The organism is Paenibacillus sp. LX16, from assembly GCF_036252815.1.
Lineage (GTDB): Bacteria > Bacillota > Bacilli > Paenibacillales > Paenibacillaceae > Paenibacillus > Paenibacillus polymyxa_B.
On sequence record NZ_CP141152.1, the window covers coordinates 632,915 to 652,546 of the forward strand.

Below are 19,632 nucleotides of genomic sequence, written 5' to 3' on the forward strand. Positions count from 1 at the left end.
ATTTCAGGAACGTTCCAAGTTGAGGGAGGATACGGCTGGCAAAACGTAGCGCTCCAGCAGTGTTCGCGGATTTTTCCAACGGCTCACCTTGCTGTCTGCTGTGAATACCGCGACTGCGTTCGCTTCTGGCACAAGATAAATTTGCTGTCCTCCATGTCCGTGCGCACACGCGTAGTTAATGCCGTGGAGTCGTCCTGTCCACCATTGGAATCCGTAATCCCCGAATTCTGGATAGCCTTCAACCTGTCGTTGTGTCGCCTGATGTAGCCAATCGGCCGGAATCAATTCTTTTCCGTTCCAGCTGCCTTGATGAAGGCAGCAGTCGCCGAATTTAGCCATGTCACGCGATGTCAGATATAGCCCGATGTGTCCCATAGTGTAGCCCTCTGGATCTTGTGCCCAACCACTTCTCCCGAAACCTAAGGGTTCAAACAGATGCTGGAGAGCGTACGTATAGGCGTCAATCCCACAACAATGGGTCAGCAGCACGGACAACAGGTGCGAATCAACACTACGATATTGGAATACACCGAGTTGATCCTCCTGTACAGGTAAGCGCAGGGCAAAGGACGGCCAGCTTTTGCTGCGATGAAAACGGTGGATAAAAGCTTCTCCGAGCTTTTTACCCGTCTGCCAATACAAGCCGGATGTCATGGTCAGCAGATGGCGAATCGTAATCTGCTCTAGCAGTGTTTCCTTCCGTCTAGGTAAATACTCCGGCAACAGCTTATGCACAGCAGTCTCTAGCCCGGGCATATCACCGCGAGCCATGGCAATGCCGATGAGCGTGGAAGTGAAGCTTTTGGTCGCGGATCGCAAATCGTTCAGAGAGCTTGCTTCATGACCATTGTAATAGCGTTCCCAGATCAGCTTGCCGTGGCGCAACAGTAGGAAGCTGTGCATTTTAGGAAACTTGGCTTGGATTTCACGGTCTGCCTGATCAAGTAGGGAGACATTGATGCCCTCCTCTTCACAAGTTCCTATGTTCAGGGCAGACATACGGGCAACAGGTGCAGTGAACAGCGGAGCAAAGCGGCTCATCCTTTTCCCTCCTTGTTATGTTTATTTATTTTACCCCAAACACATACACTCCAAAAACCGATAAATAAGGTATATCCTCTGTGCAACAGCTGATTGAGTACCCCAAATGACATGATGCGTAAAAGATAGGTAAAATCAATGTAAATTTACTGGAAAGCTGAAAGCTGTATCTGAATATGTTATAATGGGGTAGTGATTCAGCCAAAAGAAAATCGGTTAATAATAGTGTCAGGTACATGCCTTGTATAAGGTGTTCCCGACCTAAGCTGCAATTAGACATACTACTTCACTGCATAAGGACATCAATACTTTTCGGCATTCTCTTCAACGGAGCACTTATTTTCAACGTTTTGGGAGGGAGTTACATGGCAACGAAAGGTCACAATGAAGTTAAGGAAAGTCTGCGGGAAATGACTCGAATTTTCCGGCCTAAGGATCCCAAAAAATTTGTAAAGGAATATGTGCGAAAATACCGGATTACAGGAGGGTATGAGGAAGAGTTGACCATGGTGGTGGAAAACGAACTCGGTCGCATAAATTCTTCAGTATCTTAAAGGGTTCGATTACCCGAAAAACTAGAAATACGACTTTTATAAACCGTCTATCCACAGAGGAGACGGTTTTTTTGTGTCTGCCCTGCATACAATGGGATAGGTTTAGTGTATTTGTATGCTCAAAGGAGGCGGATTCCAATAGAGATAGCGATACGAACACCGGAGGAAATCGGCTACATGAGGGAGGCCGGACGTATTTTGGCAGATTGCCATCGTGCGCTGGAAAGTCGTATTCTTCCGGGAATCACAACGCTTGAAATCGATGCTTGGGTGGAGTTGTTTTTAAGCAAGCGCGGAGCCACGCCTGAACAAAAGGGCTATAAAGGTTTCCCTTATGCCACCTGTGCTTCGGTTAATGAGGTGGTATGTCATGGCTTTCCCTCGGAGCGGGTGCTTCATGATGGGGATATTGTGACCATCGACATTGTGGTTAACAAGGACGGTTGGCTTGCTGACCGAGGATGGACCTATGCGGTAGGTAACATTAGCCGCCCGGTAGCACGACTGTTGCGGCAGACCCATAAGGCACTGGTGCGTGGTATCGAGGTTGCCCGCCCGGGGAGGACATTGGGGGATATCGGGCATGCTGTGGAAAAAGAAGCAGCAGGCTGGCGTCGATTCGGCAACGTCAAGCCTCTGATCGGGCATGGTATTGGCCGCCAAATGCATGAGCCGCCGGACGTTCTGCACTACGGTCGTCCCAAAACGGGATTACCGCTGCGCGAAGGGATGGTCATTACCATCGAGCCTGTATTTACCCTCGGAACCGAGGGGGCCGTGCTCTGGGGGGACGATGGCTGGACCATCAGCACAGCAGACGGCAGCTGGGGTGCACAATACGAGCACACGATTGCGATTACAAAGAACGGCCCTTATATTTTGACCTCGTAAAGGCGAGTTGTGCCATAGGGAGTCAATGTGCGGGTCCTTTGCATAAGGCTCTCTAGGTAAGTTTTTTCAGGATGACGCATTCATCGTGGCTGTAGAGATTTTTCGATAAAGCAACAGATAAATCCCCAGCTCGACAGGCGAGGAAACGGCCATCACAATTCCCGCCATTTTGCCGTCCAGTCCTGGAAAAAAGCAGATACACAGAATAAGCGCGAGAATTGCAAAGCTCACAGAAAACAGCCTGCCGATAAAGATAGGTTTAGTATTGCCGATTAATATCGACCGTCCAATAAAATATTCCACCCAAGGATAAAATGCAACATAGACAGCCAGTATGCGAAGCAGTCCTCTGGTTTCTAGCAACAGTTCTCCTTCCAATCCCAATACATTCCGTAACACAGGATCACCAGCAAATCCGAAGGAGAGTAACAGTAGTAGCAGCGGCGACAGGGTGGACAAAAAGCCCAAAAATATTAGCACTTCCCTGCGCTTGGTCGTATAAAATTGAATGACAATTTGATGCAAAGAGCTGCAAAACCAGACAAATAGATTTAGGATTTGCAGTGCTACAGAAAAGGATGCCACGGCCAACAGTGGATCAGTTGTATTGTTCAGCGCAGCTTGAATGGAAGGATTCAAGATAACCAGCACCAGCGCAGAATATAGCAAAGGAAGGTAAAAAGGTAGGAGATGCTTCGCGTGATGGATGGTTTGCTCCCCATTGTCAGGAGGCAGCATTCTTTTGAGAACCCGGCCTTCTAAAAAAGTAACGACGAGCTCTATGAGAATACCTCCAATAAAAATGGCGGCACCGACTCGTCCGTCATTCGTCCAGCCAGCACGGATCAAAAACCATGAAGCAATTAGCATCACAAGAATACGTATGGACGAGCTGAACGTCATCCATGCCGTTCGGTGCTTGTTAATAATAAGTCCCTGATATATGTTACGGACAGCTACTAATATGTATAGTAAAGTAAGAACCTGAAATACGTTCTTGGTGGGTTCGATCAATACTGGGGACACACCAAATACATATTGAAAGACCAGATTGCCTACGGGCGTCAACCCGATACTCCAGCCTATGATCAATACTGCCACCGCCACGAACGTACATAAAATACCGATAGAATGAACGGACTTGCGATCATAACCGAATTTCGTGGTCATCTGCCGTACAGCGGTTAATGGAGTTTCCAACAGCAGGCACAAGCTGACGGCGACCGCATAGCTGCTTAATGTAAACGAAGGATGTTCCGAACGAGCGAGCACGGCATTGACGATGACATGCGTTAGTGCAGCGATCAATGACGAAATGCCCAGCGGCACATAGAATGAAACGATTTTATTCAAGTCGAATCCTCCAGTAATGAATGAGTAGCATTGAATATTCTTATTATAGAACAAGATTTGGATCATCGGTATTATAGAAAGCATAATATTGGAAACTAGGAGTGGAACACACATGAACATCAGGGAAGCAACGATATCAGATGCCGAGGACATCGCCAAGGTGCACGTAGATTGCTGGAGGACGACGTACAAAGATATAATGCCTGCCGAGGTTCTTGAACGGCTTTCCTATGAGCAAAGAACAGAACTGTGGAATGCGAATCTAACCAGTGAAGACGGTCGTCGGGTATATGTTGCTGAAAATGAGAAGGGGGAAATCATCGGGTTTGTGAGTGGGGGGCCGGAAAAGTCAGGCGAATATCCCCCGTATGGGGGAGAAATAACGGCTATTTACGTTTTGAGTGAATACCATAGTTTAGGCTTGGGGAAGAGACTATTTTTACGTCTGCTTCAACATTTTAATAGTATGGATATTCACTCTGTAATCGTATGGGTGCTAGCAGATAACCCAGCATGTACTTTTTATGAAAAGCTAGGGGCCAAACTTATAGTAGAACAACATATTATAAGTTTGGGTGGCAAAAACCTGAACATGGTGGCTTACGGTTGGATACTATTCGGATAGAATACGCTTTTGTCCTTCCAAGGCACGAATTGGTGCGATATTTTGCGTAAATTCCAACGTTCCCAGATAGCGGCCCTCTGCATCACGGATGGCAAAATAACGGATGTAGACAAATTTGTCCTTGATTGGAATCCAAAAATCCTCAACATCCTTGCGACCTGCCTTAAAATCTTCCAGTAGCTTCTCAACGACATGCACGCTTTGGGGCGGGTGGCAATTCTGTACGGTACGACCAATGACGGCTTTTGTGCGCGCGAAGATTCGTTCTTTACCATGGGAAAAATAGCGAACAACATCATTTTCATCTATAAAGGTCAGGTCAACGGGTAGATGATTCAACAGTAGTTCCAATTGTTGTACAGATATAATCCCTGTCTCGAATCGCACGAACCCTTGCGGTGTTCCGGATGTGCCTTCTGTTTGCTCAAGGGCTTCCGCAGGTTCCTCTGCCCGTTCGGGTATCCATTCACGTTCAGGAGCAGTCAGGCAGAACCCGATTTCCTCGCTTTCCCGGGCTATTTTCAGCCACTCATCCTCTGTCAGCTTACTGAGTGCCATCGGCAGCAAAATATTCTCTTCCTTGAATATCATTTCATTCACTTCGCTCATGATATGGGCAAGCGCATTCCCAATCTGTTCACGATCTCCGTTATATTCGGTGAGCAGACTCTTCGCTTCCTTGATTGCGGCACGAATGCTGTCGTCCACACCCCACATGACTTTGGTTGGACCAAAAATCCCATAGCGTTCTAGATAAGGAAAGACCAGATTTTCTTTGCGACTATAGTGCTTATCGAGATCGAGCAGCAGACTTAAATCTTCCAGTAGCTTGTAGATAATTTTGGGACTGTCGTCCTTTTGAAATTGGTCCGCATGCAATGACAACTTGAAGTTGACTAGTCGTTCGATCTCCCGATTTTCAAGCTTGAAGGTATGAACAGGATGTCCCGGTTGTTCCTCTGGTCCTGAAGGACGGTGAATATCCTCAATGGAACCCTTGAATATCGATGTATGCACAGAACAAAGACGCTGCACTTCCGATACGGGAATCCCCTCCTCAGTCATCAATGCATGCTCCATAGCTGAAATTTCCGCCACGCTTACTCCGCCAACAGCCTCTGCGAAACGCGCTTTGACTTCCTCCACGCTTTTCCCAGCATGTAATTCTTTTATAATTTCCTTTAGCGTTTGTTGGCGCTCCGTTAATTCCTGTGTTGTATGTTCACGGTTGTTAATTAGCTCGCTCATGATCGTTAGCTCCTTTATTTTTGAATGGTAAAACCATGTTGCAAAAACGTGCGTTCCACGGTTTCCATAGCTACTTTTTTCAATGCAATACCTTTGGACAGTGTCATAAAACGACCTGCGGTTTGTAACATGCCAGGCTTGGCGATATCATGAAAACCTAGCTCTACCATAATGTCCTTCACTTCGGGATAACGGTTAACAAGGTTAAATATCGGCTCATCCCAGTGCAGTATCTTATCCATCTGTTCATCCTTTGATTGAGAACGTTTATCATTTACAGAGTAGCATAGGTCCTGACGAGCTATTGTGATTGTACGCACAATTTACATTCAGGTGTTGACAGTTGTAATTCATGGTTTATATACTGTGTATAAAGATATATACAGTAATAACACTGATTACTTTAATAATAACTTCGTATGAAGAGAGAACGAGGTCGTCATTACAGGCAGTGCAGAAGGGATCAGGATAAGAAAATGACAATCATCAAGCAGGCATGGAAGATTACCCGGCAGGATTTTCGCAACAATCCATATGTTGTGCTGTGGACATTGCTGTTTATTGCGTATTTGGGATTTACCATGAGTTTTGCTGTAAGTGTGCATTGGGATGAACGTGGAAACTTGAGTCCGGTAGCCGATTTTATCATGCTGGTGTTGATTCCGTTTCTCGGATACATTTATAACCGCCGTGCATTTAAATATCTTCAGGAAGATTCCTATACGCATATGCTAGCCTTTTTCCGCACCTTGCCTATACCGATGAATGCGGTGATTATGAGTCGAATTCAACAGGCGCTTTTGGCGTTTGTTGCGAATAGTGTGATATTTTTTACGCTCTTGTTTACGTTGTCAGCTACGTTTCGGGTATATGCCAGTACAGGTTTCTTTGTATCGTTTGCACTTACCTGGATAGGCTACGGAATGCTGATTCAAGCCATTTATATTCATTTGGAATTTCTTAAAAAAGGAAAATCCTACTTTTGGCTATCCATTGTCATCATGCTAATTTGTGGGATAGTTACGATTATAGTTCGAGTATGTGGGGCCAATCTGGTATCGATAACGGCATTTTACAGCAAGGAATGGCAGCTGCTGTCTCCGGTGATGTGGGGAGCGCTGCTGGCAGGAGCTCTGGGTATGTGGATGTCCTACAGGGTGACACAGCGTAAGCTTATGAAACGGGATTTAACTTAGCGGTATGTGTACAAAGATAGATAAAAAGGGGGGAGAAGCAGGTGAATATACCAGTGCAAATTGATGAGAATAGCGCGGAACCACTGTATGCGCAGATTGAAAAGCAACTTCGTTCACTCATTGTAACTGGACAGATTGCAGCGGGAACGCTGCTTCCCTCCATTCGGGAGTTCGCAGGGACGCTCCGCTGCAGCGTCATCACCGTCCGGCGGGTCTATCAGGATTTGGAGAACGAGGGCTTGCTTCGTACCCGGCAGGGGACGGGCACCTTCGTAGCTCTGGTCGAGGACGATAAGCGCTCAGGTTACCGCCTTAAAGCAGTGACTGAGGCGTTGGAAACCGCGATTGACACAGGCATCGCTGTGCAGATGACAGAACAGGAATTGTTGGAGCTTTTCGCAGAAATGGTGAAGAGAAGGTATGAAGTCCAAGTGAAGGAGTGACGCCCGTGAAGATACAGATAAAAACACCGATTATTGAGATGAGCCAAGTCTATAAAACCCGAGGTAACCGGGTAATTGGACCGATTAATCTGACCGTTGAACCGGGGTATGTGGTCGCTTTGACTGGACATAACGGATCAGGCAAAAGTACATTGATTCATCTGCTGACTCAGCTTATCCACCCGGATTCCGGTGAAATTCGTTGGTTCGGTCAATCGTATCCAGACGGCATGCCAGCAGATACACGACAATGGGTTGGGTATCTGTCAGAGCAGCCGACCCGTGAGGAAGATCGGCTCACGGCAGAAGCAGCAGCGGCTTTTCGAGCCTTATGGTATCCCGGCTGGGATGAAACACGTTTTCAGCGTCTGATGGAACGATTTCAGGTTCCTCAGCATACGAAATTATCGGGCATGTCCAAGGGAGAACGTCGTAAGTTTGAGTTAGCAGCTGCCTTGGCGCCTCATCCTCGATTGTTGTTGTTGGATGAACCTTCGTCGGGTTTGGACCCTTTTGCCTGGAAGATCATGCTGGAGGAACTGCGGGATTGTATGGAGAACGGCAAAACGACGGTCATTATTGCTACTCATATCATAGACGAAATCAAACGCTTGGCGGATTATATTGTCCTGATGCATGATGGCAGGCTGCTCGGCAAGCTGGAAAAAGACCATTTGCTCGAAAATAGCAAAGAAATGTGGTTTGAAGGCACACCGGAGGAGGCATCGGAGCTTCCGGGTGTTGTAGAGATGGAGAGCGAAGGCGGATTGCAGCGAATTGTAACGTTGGCAGCCGGAGAGACCAGCGCCATATTGGAACAAGCGGGCATTCGGCCCATCCGTGTGCGGCGTTTGGAGCTGGATGATATTTTAGTATATTGGTCTGCGGGACAACTATCAGAAGATGCGGAGATATACACGCATAAAAAAGGAGCGGAGTAATCATGAGCATGCTGCAATTGAAAGAGGTCGTAAAGCAATATGGGAACCACACGGCGGTGAACGGAATTTCGCTGAATGTGAACGGTGGAGAGATTTACGGACTACTGGGAGGCAATGGAGCAGGCAAAACGACAACGATGCGCATGGTGCTCGGTCTGATTTACCCTGATGGAGGTAACATTCAATATGAGGGCAAGCCCTACAGCAAGGAGCTTCAGCGGACGATGGGCTATTTGCCCGAGGAGCGCGGGTTGTATCCTAAGGTGAAGGTGAGCGAGCAAATTAACTATTTGGGCAGGCTGCGCGGCATGTCGGCCAAGGAGGCGGACAAAAGTCTACGCTACTGGCTGGAGCGCTTTGGAGTGCCGGAATATTACGACAAGCGGATTGAGGAGCTATCCAAGGGGAATCAGCAGAAAATGGGCTTTATTGCTGCCGTCGTGCATCGCCCAACGCTGCTCATTTTGGATGAGGCCTTTAGTGGGCTTGATCCGGTAAATGTTGAATTGCTTAAGGATACGGTGAAGGAGCTGCGGGACGATGGGGCTGCGATTTTATTCTCGACCCACCGCATGGAGCATGTGGAGGAACTGTGCCGCCATATTACGATTTTGCATCGCTCAAATACCGTAGTGCAGGGAAGTGTGCAGGAGATTAAGGGCCGTTATCCACGTGAAAAAGTTCGTCTCATCACTACAGGTGAAGTGAACGGACTGGAGCAGCTGCCCGGCGTGCGCCGTGTAGAGCCTATGGATCGCGGCTGGATGCTGCATATTGAGCAGCCGAATGCGGCAAAGTTGGTATTACAAACGGCGTTGGAGCAAACGGATGTAGAGCATTTTGAGATCAAGGAACCTACGCTGAACGAGATTTTCATAAGAGAGGTGGGTGATTCCCATGAATAGACTGGGTACGGTGATCGGTTTTACGTTTCGTCAGAAGGCGAGAACCAAATCTTTTATCATTACAACGCTGGTACTGGCCTTGCTCATTACGATTGGTATGAATCTGCCGTATTTGATTTCTTTGTTTAAAGGAGATGGGGTAGGAGGTTCGGGCACAACGGCAGCCGAGCATCATCGCTTGGGACTGATTGCTGGGAGCCGGATAGAAGTGGCGAATCAGCTGGAGCAATTCACCAAGGAGCAATCCAACCCGGCAGCCTTCTGGGTGCGTTATGACAGCGTACAAACGCCGGCAATGCAACAAGCCTTGAAAAACGGGGAGCTGCAAGGTTACGTGCAGTTCACGGAGCCTGCCGCCAAGGGAGACGCGTTTCCTAAAGTGGAGTACGTCTCTGTAGAAAAAGAGCCATCTCCTGCTGTAATTACATTGTTGCAGACGGGACTTCAGGAAGCTAAGGTCAAAGCCATTATGGGCGGCAATGCATTGACCAGCGATCAAATTCGTGAAATTAGCACACCTGTATTGGTGGATAGCAGGGAAGTAGACGGTCCGTCTGAGGCAGGGGGAGCCGTGGGGACAGAGAAAAAAGAGACCTCTATGATTAACTATGGTTTGGTCTACGTACTGATGATTTTATTCTTCACCTCCTCCATGATGACGGGGAATATGATTGCTGCAGAGGTGACATCGGAAAAAAGCTCACGTATCATGGAGATTCTCATCACAAGCGTATCGCCGTTGACCCAGATGTTCGGAAAAATTATCGGCATTTTCCTGGTCGGCCTGCTGCAAATTGCTGTCTTTGCAGCCGTTGTATGTGCCAACCTTATGCTGCCGCATAATAATGTCATTCTTAGCTCAGCCGGGCTGGATCTGTCGCAACTGAATATCGCGGTGTTGGGTTATGGTCTGGTATTCTACATCCTCGGCTACTTTCTCTACGCAGTACTGTTCGCCGCGGTGGGCTCCATTGTTAGCCGTACCGAGGAGTTGGGACAGGCGATCATGCCGATTACCGTGCTGTCACTAGCAGCCTTTTATATCGGTATCTTCAATATCGCCGCATCTGATACGATTTTCGTAAAGGTTGCCGGGTACATCCCATTTTTCTCGCCAACCGTCATGCTGCTGCGGATTGGTCTGGAACGGGCGAGCCTGCTGGAAATCTGGCTGTCACTTGGTATTCTGGTCGCCTCCATTTTGCTGTTCGGTTGGCTGGCCGCCAAGATCTACCGTACGGGTGTCTTAATGTATGGTAAACGTCCTTCGTTCAAAGAGCTAAGAAAAGCTATGAAGGCTTACAAGATTTAAATTTTTAGCAATACACATGAGTAACGGTAAAAATTGAGACTGATTTGGTTGATAACCGAGACATTTTTGGGTATATGTTTGAGACATTTTTAAACCAGTAGAAACAAAGCCCCTTGTTTCTATTGGTTTTTTGTGTTTCTATATATTCTATATATGTTAACATATGGTATTATCGATATCGAATCCAAATTACGATCATAATTGATACTTTTCGTAAAGGTGGTTTGGTTATGGATTGGAGAAGTTGGACGTGGAGTTTGGAAGATGAGTTAATAAAATCCCCAAGTGCTGTACAAATCTCTTCAACTGCAATTTTGGAATACATAAGATGAAAACCTGCTTGTTCTCCATGGATTCTCAGGCTACTAAGCCTGCTGCTACGAAGCCTACAGGAAGTAGTCGAAAGAGCGCTGCTGATGATAAGAAGACCGAATAAGGAGAGCGTGCCATGGAAGTCCGATCCGGACAATTCGCGTAGCAGCCATTGGCAGAAAAAAAGGGTTGTCCCATAAGTCATAAAAATGACTAGGGACGTCCTGTTCTCCAATTGTAAAACAATAAGAAACCGTTCCTGGGTAAAATGGAGGTACCACCCGACCATTTGAAAGGATATGGTTTCTTTGTACATTCAATATACCATTATGAGATAAAAAGAGAGTTACGCAGGACTATCCCTCATCCATGTTATGTGGCTTTGTGGCCAGCCCCTCAATTAATGCCTATTAGCTCTTAAACCTTCAATAAATATGCGGTGTAATCCATCAAGAACTCGTTGGCTTGTAAAGCCTTCATCTTGGAGATGGTAATCGATATTGTGAAGCACGGCCAGCAGAGCTTCAATAGTATATGAAATGTCCACCCCGGATACGTCTCCCTGTTCAACGGCCTCATTTAGCAGATTTCTGCTTATATTGCGCATCCATTGACATAACGGAGATTGTAACGGACGATGCCCGGTTGAGGCCCGGCTGACCTCACAGAGCCAAGGAACTTTCGCCTCTAAAAAAGAGACATATCTTACGATTACATGGTAAAGCCGGTCCAAGGCAGCGGTTTCTGGGGATTGATCAAGAAATGCTTGAACTTCATCAAACAAAGGTTGGTATTCTTCATACGCGATCTCCTGACATATGTCGCCCTTATCCGAGTAGCGGCGGTATAGGCTTGCTTGTCCTACTCCAGCAGTCTTCGCAATCTGATGCATATTGACATTGTCAACACCGTTTTTGATGAAAAGTTCTCTAGCCGCCGCCAAAATTCGTCTTCGGTTTAACTCCTCTCTGGGAATTTTCAGAGAGACAGATTGCGATTCTGAATTCATCATAAACATCTCCCTTCATCATTAATTTAACTGTTATTTAACACGAAAAACGGACAATATGTCCGTTTTTCGTGTATAGGACATGTTGTCCGTCTTCATATTATAATACATTTCGTGAAAAATTAAAAATACATTCATTTGGGTGACCGATGAGCTTTTTTTATTTCTTGGTATAGTGCTTTTTGTAAATTGGAGGCAAATGCGGTTCAATGCCCGATAGGTCCAGTTCCTTTAAACTTGCGATCGTATGAATAAACTGCTCGTATGCTTTTTTCTTGTCGCTCGTCGTATCTGTTCCGGTTTCGGTTGATGCTTTCCTGCTAACTTCAAAGTTAAGTTGCTTTTGATCCATAGATTACCCTCCATCAAATATAGTCAGGCTTACAAATCCGGATGTCTCTTGTGCCAGTCTGTATTCATTTCATAAGTATTGCCGATACCTAGTACTGTCGCTTCTTCGAAGGGGCGGCCAATCAATTGCATATTAATCGGCAGACCGGAAGGTGAGAAGCCGCAAGGCATGCTCAGGCTAGGCAAGCCAGTCAAATTGGTCGGAACCGTAAATGAGTTCAATCTGAATACACTAGCATCATCATCTGCACGCGGCGCAGTGATCGGTGTTGCCGGCGTCAACAAGATGTCGATTCCGGACAATGCATTCAAAAAATCATTGACAATTAGTTGCCGGGCCCGCTGAGACTGAAGGTAAATGGAAGCCGGAATATCTCTACTGCTTTCAAGAAACATTCGGACGTCCGGTCCATACTGTTCCAATTCTGTCTCAAGCCACTTCTCGTGGTTCGAGTACATTTCCGTCATCATAATGGCCATCGTCGCACTTCTAACATGTTTGATCAGGGGCAGGCTAACTTCGATGATTTCTGCTCCCAGTTCTCGGAATTTATTGATAGCGGCCTTCATCGCAGCTTCCACTTCCGGCATCAAATCCTCGTAATAGTAGCTTGTCGGCAATCCGATACGCACACCCCTGAGACCATTCGGATACATCTTGATACCTGGCGCAGGCAGATCGACAGTCGATTCATCCTTTGGATCGAAGCCAGACATCACATCCAAGCACAGGGACGCATCCATGACACAGCGGGTCAACGGACCCGAGTGGTCCAATGACCAGGCCATTGGAATGATACCATACCGACTGACCCGACCGTACGTCGGCTTCATCCCTACGACACCGCACAAAGCAGCGGGTATGCGGATCGAACCTCCGGTATCCGAGCCTGTGCCCAGATAAGTAAGTCCAGCTGCTAAAGCAGAAGCCGAACCGCCGCTTGAACCTCCCGTTACAAGTTCAGTGTTCCACGGATTGAGGCAAGGACCGAAGTGCGGGCTAGTTGTTGTCAATCCCGCAGCGAACTCGTGAGTCTGTACTTTGCCTAGCAGAACTGTTCCAGCCTCATGTAGCTTAGCTGCAACCGTCGAATCGTAATCGGGGACGAAGCTGTTCAATATTTTTGAACCGGCAGTTGTTCGGATCCCTTTAGTGTAATATAGATCCTTATGAACGATGGGAATCCCGTGAAGGGGCCCTTTGTACCGACCATGCATAATATCGCGTTCCGATTGCTTCGCTTGTTCAATCGCCAGTTCGGACGTTTGGGTAACGAAAACGTTCAGTTTCGGATTCAAACGTTCGATGCGGTGAAGCGCATGTTCTGTAATCTCTACCGGGGATATTTCCCTTGTTCGGATCCCCTCGGCCAGCTCATGAATAGCAGCAAAGGACAGTTGGGAATTTAATTTACTCATCTATTCATCCTCCGTATCTTTCGGACATGTCGTAAGTCTACCAAACTAATTACCATAGCTTCCGCTAGGATTTGCTTTTCTTGCGAATAAGTATGTCAGGATTGCCAACAGGGAAATGGTAAAATAAACAACAGAAAAAGGCATCTTTAGATCAATCAGTCGGCCGACCAGCGCAGGGCCGAATGCTCCGCCTAGGAGATAGGCCAGTGTGAAAATACCCATCCCCACACCCAGCTCAGCCGAACGGAGTGTCGTCGAAACTAAATTGCTGCTAGAGGTGAGGACACCGTTGAATCCAATCATAAGGATAATGATCAATAAAGCGTCGATCCATGGCGGCAAATGTACGGATACCCCCAGTAGTATAAATCCGCTGATGACGAGACTTTGCGATATGACAAGCACGCGGGAGCTTCCGAAACGATCTGTCCAACCTCCGATCCGGGATCCGAGCAAGGCTGCACAGGCGGCACCGGGAAGCATCAGCAGACCGATTTTACTAGTTGGTAAATGAAAGGAATTTTTCATCATGACAGGAAGAGTAAAGGTTAACCCCGTGTTGCATACGAAGGTAAGGAATCCAATCCCTAAAATTCGTCGGTAAGGAGCATTTTTCATGAAAGATGCATCGATAAATGGATGTTCTTTTTTCTGAATATGAGTACCGAACCATAGAAGAACTGCTGCTCCTGCAATGAGCATAAACCAATAGTTCGTAACCCCTAGCAATACCAACGCCAGTCCCGCGGAGAACAAAACAGCTCCGAGAAAATCGAATGAACCGCGGTCGTGTTTCTTGTCAGGAACATACTTGAATATCAAAGGGATAACAAATAGGCTCAGACTGGACACGATGAACAAAGCACGCCAGCCAAAGTATTGCTCCACGAAACCGCCGAACACAGGCCCGAAGCCGGAAGCAAAGGCAATTGTGGCGGATAAGGTTCCCAGCACCCGTCCCTTGACTGTAGGCTTAAAATACAGGGTTACTGCCGCATAAGACAGGGGAGAGATGGATGAGGCCCCTGCTGCCTGCAGCAGTCTTCCAATGATGACTTGCAAGTATGAAGCTGCAAAAAAGCCGATCATAGAGCCGAAAGCTAAAAGGATTAAACCAATGACATACAGCTGGCGAAAGGAAAAGGACTCCGTTAACTTGCCGTAAGTACCGGCGCCGATAGCCATCAAAATGCTGTAACCGACCATAACCCAGCTCACCTGCGAGGAGGTCAGGGCAAAGTCAGCGGAAATCGAAGGTATAGACAAATTAAACATAGTCATATTGATGTTTCCGAAAATAATGAGCAAGCAAAGTGTCCCCATTAATTTCCGCTCATTGCCGGATAAAGCCATTGATTGAGTATCCATAGCCTGTCCCTCCATTACAGGAAGTCAGGAAAGGTACGGCATTTTTGCGCCTGATCTCTATCGTGTCCCAAGAAAACATAGGACGGCCGAACATCCTGAATTAACTCCTGCATGCGAGTAATCGATTTGGCAGCCATCTCTTGATCGAATGTCAAGAACGGTACGCTATTCTCGAAGTTCTCTCGAGTATAAGCAACATCAATTGTCAGTAGCACTGGACCCGACTTTTCCGTTGTGACAAGGACTGATTGATGGCCAGGGGAATGACCCGGAGTGAATAAAATTTGAACCCCCGGAATCAATTCATGGTCACCCTCAATGATTTGATATTGTAAATCGGGCAGCCTGCACTCTAATGGAGAGTAATCCTCATTGTTTATGGCCGCATCATACTCTGCCCTTTGAATAAGGATCGGCGTATTGCGGAAATGCCCGTTTCCCCCAGAATGATCCAAGTGTAAATGGGAGCTAATGACCATTTGAATATCGTCAGGTCGATAACCGACACGCTTTAACACATTTACGATCGAGTCGCCGTCAGACATGTTGGGGACGACGCGCCCTTCACGTCTAGTCCCCTTGTAGTAATCGGGATTGTTGATAAAAGCGTCGGGCATTCCCGTATCGATGAGTATCGGCCCGCTGGTCGTTTCCAATAGAAAAGACCACACAGGCATTCCGACTAATTTCCCGGGGGCAAGGGTTCGATTAACTGCCGATTGATCTAGGAAACATTCACCTACAGGTAAAAAATACAACTTTTTGATATTCATCCCAGTTTCACCCTTCATATTATAAATTCGGACAGTTTGTCCGCTTTGTTTTGATTATATCGGACAGATTGTCCGATGTCAATTTGTCATCGGCGGTTGGGCTTCGGCAAAAGCCTTACACCTGCAACAATACGCCAAGCTAAAGAATGTCGCCTAGGTGGAGTGCAAAGAAACAACGGGGCTGCGTTTGTACCAAATGCTAACGAGAGCACGACAGAAGATTACTGTTGTAATCTATAAAAACAAGGATATGCTGAATGCCTGTTTGAAGATAATGGGCTTAAAATGATTGATTGTAGTCAGGAGATAACAATGTTTCGGTTCAGCCATCAATCCAGCGGTAGAGGAGAACATCCGGTTTGAAGTGTTGAGAAATGAATCGGGATTTGAAATTAAGGTTTTTGATCGATTGGTAAAGTTAGATAAAGAACCTTTTTCGACTGTAGATCAAGGGGACTGACCCCATAACGTGAGACAAATCAAAACACCTTCAAGAGAATCAAGCCATGTCGTAAGATATGGAGATAACCTTGGAGGTGTTTTTACGTTGGCAACGAGAGTGAGTTACCCCTTAGAAAAATGCAAGCGATTGAATTGAGATTGGCAAGAGTTCCGGTAAGAGAGGTTATGGAGCAACTGGGAATACGAATAAGACACAGCCAAATCACCAGCTTCACTGACAGCGACATCTGGATTGAGATATTCACTCCGAATAATATTAGGATTTTTAATAGTGTGACATTTTGACACTACCGTATGTGACAGAAAAATACTTAGAATCACAGAGGAAGTTTTAACACATTAACAATAAATGAGGAGGGGAGATTTTCATTGTGTATGATAAAAATTTAACGAGGCGTGAAAGGGGAAACAGGTATGACCTATTTATGAAAAACAAACCAGTAACAAGAGTGTTTTAAGGAAAATAAGTAATTTCTAGGGTTAACATACATGTGGAAAAAAGGAATTTACCGTTTGTTAGGACACAATAGCGTTTGTGAAAATAATAATGAGTAAAGATAATTGCAAATCCACTCTTGCCCTAAAACAGCAAATAACTACCGATACAATATGAATAGAGGAGAGGAATATCTTTATGAAAAAGCATTGTCAAATTGCATCTACAGGTTTAGTCCTTTTAATGGCTGGAAGTTCTCTGTTATACACAACACCAACCTCAATTGTAAAAGCGGAGTCCATTCAAAATGTATCTAGTCCGTTACAAACAAGCACTCAAAGTGAACGTAATTCCGTCAAAGAGGCAATGCGGGATACATTGCAACTTGGATATCCTGGGATACTTGCTAAAACTTCTGAGGGTGGAAAAACATGGAGTTATGCCGCTGGGTTAGCGGACCTGAGCACCAAGAAACCAATGAAAACAGATTTTCGCTTTCGCATTGGTAGTGTAACGAAGACATTCATTGCAACAGTTCTACTTCAATTATCTGAAGAGAACCGCTTGAATTTAGACGACCCCATTGAAAAATGGTTGCCTGGTGTCATTCAAGGAAACGGATATGATGGTAACCAAATTACTATCCGGCAGATATTGAATCATACAAGTGGTATCGCTGACTATGTAAATTCAAAAGACTTTGATTATACGGATACAAAAAAATCGTATACGGCTGAAGAATTCGTAAAGATGGGGATTTCTCTTCCCCCAGACTTTGCCCCAGGAAAGGGTTGGTCTTATTCAAACACAGGATACGTAATACTGGGGATCCTTATTGAAAAAGTAACTGGAAACAGCTATGCGGAAGAGGTTGAAAATCGGATTATTGAACCGCTTGATTTGTCAAATACATTCCTACCTGGCAATTCAAGCGTGATTCCAGGCACCAAGCATGCCCGTGGCTATTTCCAACTAGACGGAGCAAGTGAGCTAAAAGACGTTACTTATATTAACCCAGGTAGCTCGGATGGAGATATGATTTCTACTGCTGACGATTTAAACAAATTCTTCTCTTACTTACTCAGTGGTAAATTACTGAAGGAACAGCAACTAAAACAAATGCTTACTACAGTTCCTACAGATAGAGAAGGAACCGGATATGGTCTTGGGATCTTTGAAACTAAGCTTCCAAACGGTGTCTCGATATGGGGACACAAAGGTAGAGTTCTAGGGTTTACCACTTTTGCTGGTGGCACACTTGGAGGCAAGCATACATTGGTCGTCAATTTGAACAGCTTTAAAGCTGATAGTCCTGATCCATTTAAAAATATTTTACTTGCTGAATTTAGCAAGTAGGAAAAAAGGAAAACAATGGTTTAAACTGGGCTCCTTAGAGCATGTCAAAAAAACTAACAAGTAAGTATTTTAGGAGGGTATTATGAAAAAGAAAATGATTATTGCACTTGGTGTTTTTGCTATAATACTGACTAATTTTGTAGGAAGTACTTATGCAGACTCGAAAACAGGAGTTTCTGTTACAGCTCCCTACAATACAAATCAAATAACGGAATGGTTAGAAATGCATGCAAAGCCTTTAAAAACAACTAATCCAACTGCATCTTTTAATGATTTAAAACCACTTAAGAATATGGTAGGTTCAGCTTCAATTGTAGGTTTAGGTGAAGCTACGCATGGGGCTCATGAAGTTTTTACAATGAAACAACGCATTGTTAATTATTTAGTATCTGAAAAGGGATTCATCAACTTAGTTTTAGAAGAGGGATGGGACAGAGCTTTGGAGCTTGATCGATATGTTCTTACTGGTAAGGGAAACCCAAGCCAACATCTATCACCTGTATTTAACACAAAAGAAATGTTAGATCTACTTAGTTGGATTCGACAATATAATGCTAATCCAGAACATAAATCTAAAGTGCGTATCATTGGGATGGACATTCAATCAGTAAACGAGAATGTTTATAATAATATAATAGAATATATAAAAAGAAACAATTCAGATCTTGTGCCTAGAGTAGAAGAGAAGATAAAAGGTCTCATTCCTGTAACAAAGGATATGACTACTTTTGAGAGCCTTACAAAAGAAGAAAAAGAAAAGTATATTTCAGATGCTAAACAAATCAGTGCTTTATTAGAACAAAATAAAAGTTATCTGAACGGAAAATCCAAAGAGTTCGCATGGATAAAACAAAATGCTCGTATTATTGAACAGTTTACTACAATGTTAGGAGGAACATCCCCTGATAAACCATCGGATTTTTATTTGAAACATGATATTGCAATGTATGAAAATGCGAAGTGGACTGAAGAACATTTAGGGAAAACCATAGTTTGGGGACATAATGGACACGTTTCGAAAACAAATATGATTCCATTTATATACCCTAAAGTAGCTGGGCAGCATTTAGCAGAATATTATGGAAAACGGTATGTATCTATTGGAACATCAGTTTATAAAGGACAATATAATGTTTATAATAATGATGGTGAATTTGGCCCATATGGAATATTAAAATTAGATGATCCAAACAGTTATAATTACATTTTTGGACAGGTCAAAAAAGATCAATTTTTTATTGATTTACGTAAGGCGAACGGAGTGACAAAAACTTGGTTAAACGAACAACATCAAATTTTCGCTGGAATAACTAAAGAAGGCCCTGCTATACCAAAAACTGTTGATATATCATTAGGTAAAACGTTTGATATACTTGTTCAAATTCAAAAAGTGAGTCCATCTCAACTACATCAATAAATTTGTAATAATGTGGTTTAACGAAGTGTTGTATTGATGATAGTGTTAAGTGTCAATAGAGGTGTTTAAAAATGTCAGCTAGGTTATTCCATTAAAAGATCATTAGATGGAATAAATTTTTTCGAATTAGAGACGATGTTGGGTAGAAGCACATTATCATCAAGTTAACAAAATAAATCCGAATTGAAACAGCCTCTATCCTGCAGGTTCAATCTGACTG

The 19,632-nt window shown here is 44.9% G+C and carries 19 protein-coding genes; 10 read left to right on the forward strand and 9 right to left on the reverse strand.

Annotation, left to right across the window (positions count from 1 at the left end; all coding sequences use genetic code 11):
- Positions 1-3: 3 nt before the first annotated feature.
- Positions 4-1,041, reverse strand: a complete 1,038-nt coding sequence (locus tag T3H97_RS02850) for a serine hydrolase domain-containing protein (protein WP_328801625.1) — start codon at positions 1,039-1,041, stop codon at positions 4-6.
- A gap of 365 nt (positions 1,042-1,406) precedes the next feature.
- Here T3H97_RS02850 and T3H97_RS02855 point away from each other — a divergent pair, with 365 nt between their 5' ends.
- Together T3H97_RS02855 and map are read left to right on the forward strand one after the other, a co-directional pair.
- The gene (locus tag T3H97_RS02855) at positions 1,407-1,595 is read left to right on the forward strand and encodes a hypothetical protein (protein ID WP_007428354.1); all 189 of its coding nucleotides are present in this window, start codon (positions 1,407-1,409) and stop codon (positions 1,593-1,595) included.
- A gap of 105 nt (positions 1,596-1,700) precedes the next feature.
- Positions 1,701-2,486, forward strand: coding sequence for a type I methionyl aminopeptidase (gene map, locus T3H97_RS02860; protein ID WP_080682965.1), 786 nt, complete (start codon positions 1,701-1,703; stop codon positions 2,484-2,486).
- Positions 2,487-2,552: 66 nt separating this feature from the next.
- Here the strand turns inward: map and T3H97_RS02865 are convergent, their stop codons facing one another.
- A complete protein-coding gene (locus T3H97_RS02865) occupies positions 2,553-3,839 on the reverse strand; it encodes a hypothetical protein (protein ID WP_328801626.1) in 1,287 nt (428 codons plus the stop codon).
- A 112-nt stretch (positions 3,840-3,951) separates the two neighbouring features.
- Here T3H97_RS02865 and T3H97_RS02870 point away from each other — a divergent pair, with 112 nt between their 5' ends.
- Positions 3,952-4,464, forward strand: a complete 513-nt coding sequence (locus T3H97_RS02870; RefSeq protein WP_250242903.1) for a GNAT family N-acetyltransferase — start codon at positions 3,952-3,954, stop codon at positions 4,462-4,464.
- On the opposite strand, the gene T3H97_RS02875 is transcribed toward T3H97_RS02870, so the two are convergent.
- A complete protein-coding gene (locus tag T3H97_RS02875; protein WP_328801627.1) occupies positions 4,453-5,712 on the reverse strand; it encodes a DUF438 domain-containing protein in 1,260 nt (419 codons plus the stop codon). The genes T3H97_RS02870 and T3H97_RS02875 overlap by 12 nt on opposite strands.
- Positions 5,713-5,726: 14 nt before the next feature.
- Positions 5,727-5,954, reverse strand: a complete 228-nt coding sequence (locus T3H97_RS02880) for a DUF1858 domain-containing protein (protein ID WP_029515936.1) — start codon at positions 5,952-5,954, stop codon at positions 5,727-5,729.
- Between the two features lie 234 nt (positions 5,955-6,188).
- Here T3H97_RS02880 and T3H97_RS02885 point away from each other — a divergent pair, with 234 nt between their 5' ends.
- From T3H97_RS02885 to T3H97_RS02905, 5 genes are read left to right on the forward strand one after another with little or no spacing between them, the layout of a single operon-like run.
- The gene (locus T3H97_RS02885) at positions 6,189-6,908 is read left to right on the forward strand and encodes a hypothetical protein (protein ID WP_328801628.1); all 720 of its coding nucleotides are present in this window, start codon (positions 6,189-6,191) and stop codon (positions 6,906-6,908) included.
- Between the two features lie 41 nt (positions 6,909-6,949).
- Positions 6,950-7,351: a GntR family transcriptional regulator gene (locus T3H97_RS02890; RefSeq protein ID WP_039270421.1), complete on the forward strand. Its 402-nt coding sequence runs from the start codon at positions 6,950-6,952 to the stop codon at positions 7,349-7,351.
- A 38-nt stretch (positions 7,352-7,389) separates the two neighbouring features.
- On the forward strand, positions 7,390-8,292 hold the full coding sequence (locus T3H97_RS02895) for an ABC transporter ATP-binding protein (protein WP_328802767.1): 903 nt from the start codon (positions 7,390-7,392) through the stop codon (positions 8,290-8,292).
- 2 nt (positions 8,293-8,294) lie between these two features.
- Positions 8,295-9,197 (forward strand): ABC transporter ATP-binding protein, encoded by a 903-nt coding sequence (locus T3H97_RS02900; protein WP_039270422.1) that lies wholly within the window; start codon positions 8,295-8,297, stop codon positions 9,195-9,197.
- Complete coding sequence (locus T3H97_RS02905; RefSeq protein WP_328801629.1) at positions 9,190-10,509, forward strand: ABC transporter permease; 1,320 nt, start codon at positions 9,190-9,192, stop codon at positions 10,507-10,509. Before T3H97_RS02900 ends, T3H97_RS02905 begins: the two co-directional genes overlap by 8 nt.
- Before the next feature lie 712 nt (positions 10,510-11,221).
- Here T3H97_RS02905 and T3H97_RS02910 read toward each other — a convergent pair.
- From T3H97_RS02910 to aiiA, 5 genes are all read right to left on the reverse strand, one after another.
- Entirely contained in the window at positions 11,222-11,833 is a 612-nt protein-coding gene (locus T3H97_RS02910; protein WP_081112483.1) for a TetR/AcrR family transcriptional regulator, read from the reverse strand.
- Positions 11,834-11,990: 157 nt separating this feature from the next.
- Positions 11,991-12,182 (reverse strand): hypothetical protein, encoded by a 192-nt coding sequence (locus T3H97_RS02915; protein WP_328801630.1) that lies wholly within the window; start codon positions 12,180-12,182, stop codon positions 11,991-11,993.
- 29 nt (positions 12,183-12,211) lie between these two features.
- Positions 12,212-13,600 carry an amidase gene (locus T3H97_RS02920; protein WP_328801631.1) on the reverse strand — a complete coding sequence of 463 codons (1,389 nt, stop codon included), beginning with the start codon at positions 13,598-13,600 and terminating at the stop codon, positions 12,212-12,214.
- 45 nt (positions 13,601-13,645) lie between these two features.
- Entirely contained in the window at positions 13,646-14,968 is a 1,323-nt protein-coding gene (locus T3H97_RS02925) for an MFS transporter (protein ID WP_029515915.1), read from the reverse strand.
- Positions 14,969-14,982: 14 nt separating this feature from the next.
- Positions 14,983-15,741: a quorum-quenching N-acyl homoserine lactonase AiiA gene (gene aiiA / locus T3H97_RS02930; RefSeq protein ID WP_165179822.1), complete on the reverse strand. Its 759-nt coding sequence runs from the start codon at positions 15,739-15,741 to the stop codon at positions 14,983-14,985.
- A gap of 1,096 nt (positions 15,742-16,837) precedes the next feature.
- Here aiiA and T3H97_RS02935 point away from each other — a divergent pair.
- Both T3H97_RS02935 and T3H97_RS02940 read left to right on the forward strand, forming a co-directional pair.
- Positions 16,838-17,995: a serine hydrolase domain-containing protein gene (locus T3H97_RS02935; protein WP_328801632.1), complete on the forward strand. Its 1,158-nt coding sequence runs from the start codon at positions 16,838-16,840 to the stop codon at positions 17,993-17,995.
- An 82-nt stretch (positions 17,996-18,077) separates the two neighbouring features.
- Positions 18,078-19,412: an erythromycin esterase family protein gene (locus T3H97_RS02940; protein WP_328801633.1), complete on the forward strand. Its 1,335-nt coding sequence runs from the start codon at positions 18,078-18,080 to the stop codon at positions 19,410-19,412.
- Positions 19,413-19,632: the final 220 nt, after the last annotated feature.